At 33.6% G+C, this 4493-nt stretch carries 5 protein-coding genes; 4 read left to right on the forward strand and 1 reads right to left on the reverse strand.

Annotated elements, in window-relative coordinates; all coding sequences use genetic code 11:
- From B4I81_RS02170 to B4I81_RS02185, 4 genes are all read left to right on the forward strand, one after another.
- The coding region (locus B4I81_RS02170; RefSeq protein ID WP_291106912.1) for a penicillin-binding transpeptidase domain-containing protein at window positions 1–749 on the forward strand (749 nt) is incomplete at its 5' end.
- An 18-nt stretch (window positions 750–767) separates the two neighbouring features.
- Window positions 768–1466, forward strand: coding sequence for a CoA transferase subunit A (locus B4I81_RS02175; protein WP_291106914.1), 699 nt, complete (start codon window positions 768–770; stop codon window positions 1464–1466).
- A gap of 40 nt (window positions 1467–1506) precedes the next feature.
- Window positions 1507–2163: a CoA transferase subunit B gene (locus tag B4I81_RS02180; protein WP_291106916.1), complete on the forward strand. Its 657-nt coding sequence runs from the start codon at window positions 1507–1509 to the stop codon at window positions 2161–2163.
- Window positions 2164–2292: 129 nt separating this feature from the next.
- A complete protein-coding gene (locus tag B4I81_RS02185) occupies window positions 2293–3459 on the forward strand; it encodes a class I SAM-dependent rRNA methyltransferase (protein WP_291106918.1) in 1167 nt (388 codons plus the stop codon).
- A 222-nt stretch (window positions 3460–3681) separates the two neighbouring features.
- Here the strand turns inward: B4I81_RS02185 and B4I81_RS02190 are convergent.
- On the reverse strand, window positions 3682–4493 hold an 812-nt coding region (locus tag B4I81_RS02190; RefSeq protein WP_291106920.1), incomplete at its 5' end, for a hypothetical protein.

Consider the following 4493-nt stretch of genomic DNA (forward strand, 5'->3'; position numbering starts at 1 on the left):
CACTTCAAAAAGCACTAGCTAATTCTGTAAATACAGTATCAGCAAAATTAATTGATAAAGTTGGACCTCAAGCTGTTGCTGATATGGCAAAAGAATTAGGAATTACCTCAAAAATTCCAGTTCAGCCATCCATTGCATTAGGAGCCGTAGATATTACGGTTGAAGAAATGGTAGGTGCTATGAGTACATTTGCTAATCAAGGGGTTTATGTAAAACCTAATTTTATCATTAAAATTGAAGACAAAAACGGAGTAGTAATTGATCAACCAATGCCAGTTACAAAAGATGTGGTTAATAAAGATGTGGCTTATGCCGTTATAAAATTGATGGAAGGAGTAACGCAATCAGGAACTGGAGCTCGATTAAAATGGGGCGGTGGTGGATTTATACAATACGATTATAGTTTTGGGAATCCAATTGCAGGAAAAACAGGAACGTCTCAAAACAACTCAGATGGTTGGTTTATTGGAATGGTGCCAAATTTGGCAGCTGGAATTTGGGTTGGAAATGAAGATAGAGCAGCGCATTTTAAATCTACTCATATGGGGCAAGGTGCTACAACTGCATTACCAATTTGGGGAATTTTTATGAAGAAATGTTATGCGGATAGCGACTTAGATTTGTCAAAAGAACCATTTGAACGCCCTGATGATTTAAAAATCAAAGTAGATTGTTGGACACCTAAAAAAGTAGTTGATTCAACAGCTGTTCCAACAGACGAACCTAGTATGGATGAATTCGGATTATAAACAACAACAAACCAAAATATGATTTCTAGAAAAGTTAATAACGTTCAAGAAGCGTTGGAAGGAATTCAAGACGGACAAACCATTATGTTAGGTGGTTTTGGTCTTTGTGGAATTCCTGAAAATAGTATTGCAGAACTAGTTCGTAAAAATGTAACCAATTTAACTTGTATTTCTAACAATGCAGGTGTGGATGATTTCGGATTGGGATTGTTATTACAAAAACGTCAAATCAAAAAAATGATTTCTTCTTATGTAGGAGAAAATGCAGAGTTCGAACGTCAAATGCTTTCAGGTGAATTAGATGTGGAATTAACACCTCAAGGAACTTTAGCTGAAAAATGTCGTGCTGCACAAGCCGGAATTCCAGCATTCTTTACCCCAGCAGGTTACGGAACAGAAGTAGCTGAAGGAAAAGAAACACGTGAATTCAACGGAAAAATGCACGTAATGGAATTGGCGTACAAAGCTGATTTTTCAATCGTAAAAGCTTGGAAAGGTGACGAAGCTGGAAATCTTATTTTCAAAGGAACAGCTCGTAATTTCAACGCTTGTATGGCAGGTGCTGCAAAAATCACTATCGCTGAGGTTGAAGAATTAGTACCAGCAGGAACTTTAAATCCAAACGAAATTCACATTCCAGGAATTATGGTAAACCGTATTTTCCAAGGTGAGAAATTTGAAAAAAGAATTGAGCAAAGAACTGTTCGTCAAAAGTAATCAGTGTTCAGTTTTTAGTGTTCAGTAAAAAGAAAGAATTATGTTATCAAAAGAAGATATAGCAAAAAGAATAGCACAAGAAGTGAAAGACGGTTACTATGTAAACTTAGGAATCGGAATCCCAACTTTAGTTGCCAATTATGTTCGCACGGATATTTCAGTTGAATTTCAATCGGAAAATGGAGTTTTAGGTATGGGACCTTTCCCTTTTGAAGGAGAAGAAGATGCGGATATCATCAACGCAGGAAAACAAACAATTACCACTTTACCAGGAGCAAGTTTTTTTGACTCAGCATTTAGTTTCGGAATGATTCGTGCGCAAAAAGTAGATTTAACGATTTTAGGAGCAATGGAAGTTTCTGAAAACGGAGATATTGCCAACTGGAAAATCCCAGGAAAAATGGTAAAAGGAATGGGTGGTGCTATGGATTTAGTAGCTTCGGCAGAAAATATTATCGTAGCCATGATGCATGTTAACAAAGCTGGAGAATCGAAAATATTGAAAAAATGTACGCTTCCTTTAACCGGTGTTGGTTGTGTGAAAAAAGTCGTTACGGAATTAGCGGTTTTAGAAATCACACCCAAAGGATTCAAATTGTTAGAACGCGCACCAGGGGTTTCAGTTGAAGACATCATCAAAGCAACAGAAGCCGATTTAATCATTGAGGGAGATATTCCTGAAATGAATATCGATTAATATTAAATTTTAATTTCACCGCAGATTCACAGATTACAATTTTAAACATCTGTGAATCTGCTTTTTCAATAAAGAAACCTCCTAAAAATAAATAATAATCTGCGAATCCGCGGTAATATTTTCAAATAAATGAGCTTACCAAAAGTAATTCTAAAATCAGGAAAAGAAAAATCAATTCAACGTCGTCATCCTTGGATTTTTAGTGGTGCGGTTTACGGGGTGAGTCGCGAAATAAACGATGGCGAAATGGTGGATGTAGTCGATTCGAAAAACAATCATTTAGGAACAGGATATTTTAGTAACAAAGGAAGTATTGTGGTTCGTATTTTGACTTTTGGTGATGAAACTTTTTCTGAGAATTTCTGGAATGAAAAATTGCAATCGGCTTGGAAGTTACGTTTGAAATTATTGGATTTAGAAGTTACGAATGCTTTTCGTGTCATTCATGGAGAAGGCGATGGAATTTCGGGATTGATTATTGATTATTATGATAAAAATTGGGTGATTCAAGCACATTCTACTGGCGTTTTTCTTCAAATGGAGCAAATCGCTGAAGCCATAAAATCGAATTTTCCAGACTATTGCGAAACGATTTATTGCAAAAGTTCAGGAACTTTACCGAATACAGGAACTGATTATTTCTTATTCGGAAACAAAGTTGAAGCAGTTGCGAAAGAGAACAACATTTTGTTTTCTGTAAATTGGGTAGAAGGACAAAAAACAGGTTTCTTCTTAGACCAACGCGAAAACCGAAAATTATTAGGTGAATTCTCAAAAGGTAAAAAAGTATTAAACACGTTTTGCTACACAGGTGGATTTTCAATTTACGCCATGAGTGCTGGAGCTGAATTGGTAACTTCAGTAGATATTTCTCAAAAAGCTGTGGATTTGGCAGCTAGCAATATGGAATTAAATTTTCCTAACGCTAACCATAAAGCTGTAGCTGATGATGTATTCAACTTCATGAAAGAGAATCATCAAATTTATGATGTAATTGTCTTAGATCCACCCGCATTTGCTAAAAGCATCAAAAGCAAACACACGGCAACACAAGCTTACAAACGTTTAAACATTGCAGGTTTAAAAGCTTTAGCTCCAAACGGAATTTTATTCACATTCTCATGCTCGCAAGTTATTGACGATGTTTTATTTTACAACACCGTTGCCGCAGCAGCGATAGAAACGGGAAGAAACATCAGAGTTTTACACAAATTAGAGCAAGGTACAGATCACCCAACGAATATTTATCACCCAGAAGGACATTATTTGAAAGGATTGGTGTTGTTTGTGGAGTAGGTTTAGTGGGGAGTTTGGAGTTGTTAGTAGGGAGTTTATAATTAGTGTATCATCCTGTAAGGTCTTTTTTGACCTTGTAGATATCTATAAAAACACCTACAAGGTTTTGGAAACCTTGCAGGTGCGATAGTATTGTAGTTTACTCTCTTTTGTCATTTTGTCCTGAAGCTTTGTAATGTTTCAGGATTCTCTTTATCCATTAGCAATTTTATTACTTTAATATTATGCAATAAAAGTAATAGCTTTTGGTAAAATTTGAATTTCTCTTATTCTTTTATCAGCTTCATTCTTTTTAAACGCACAAATTTCATCTGAATTGAATCCTGAAACCGCAGCTATTGTTTTTATAAAATTGTTTAGTTTCTTTTCTCTTCTTTTAATTAAAACATCCATAGACTCTTCAATTTTTTTATCTTCAAACAACTCGTTTAAATCACTTAAAGCAAAAAAATTGCTTTTGTGCTCAAGCTGTTTTTCTAATAGTAAGATGTCGTATGAGTTTAAAAGCTGCACTTTTTTTCCTTTATAAAATAGATTTTTATTTTTTATTGAATAAAGAAAAGGAGTTTTGTGAACAAAAGATAAAAACCAATATTTTCTTTTTGAAATAAAATATCCAAAGAGCAATAAACATACAAACCCAATACCAATTTTTAAATAAAGTATAGAATAATCTTCAAAATAAATTGGATCTACTATTTCATAATCGTTTTTGTTTTCAATATGCTTGTTTAAATGAAATTCTTTATATACAAATTTATAAACTTTATCTTGATGAATATCTGTGATTCCATAAAGAATATCTTGTTTAATAATACTACTATAATAAAGATTACTAGATTTGTTTTTATATCTTTTAATTAGATTGTTTTTTAGGTCAAAGTAATGAGTTATTTCATTAGTTATAAAATAAAAACCATTGTTATTTTCTAAAAAACCATCTCGAATGTTTTTTATGTGTCCGAAGTACTTTAAATAATTTGATTTAAATTCTTGCCAATTTTTAGTTTTTAAATCATTAATGTCCGATAAAA

This window comes from Flavobacterium sp. UBA6195 (genome assembly GCF_002422095.1).
Taxonomy (GTDB): Bacteria; Bacteroidota; Bacteroidia; order Flavobacteriales; family Flavobacteriaceae; genus Flavobacterium.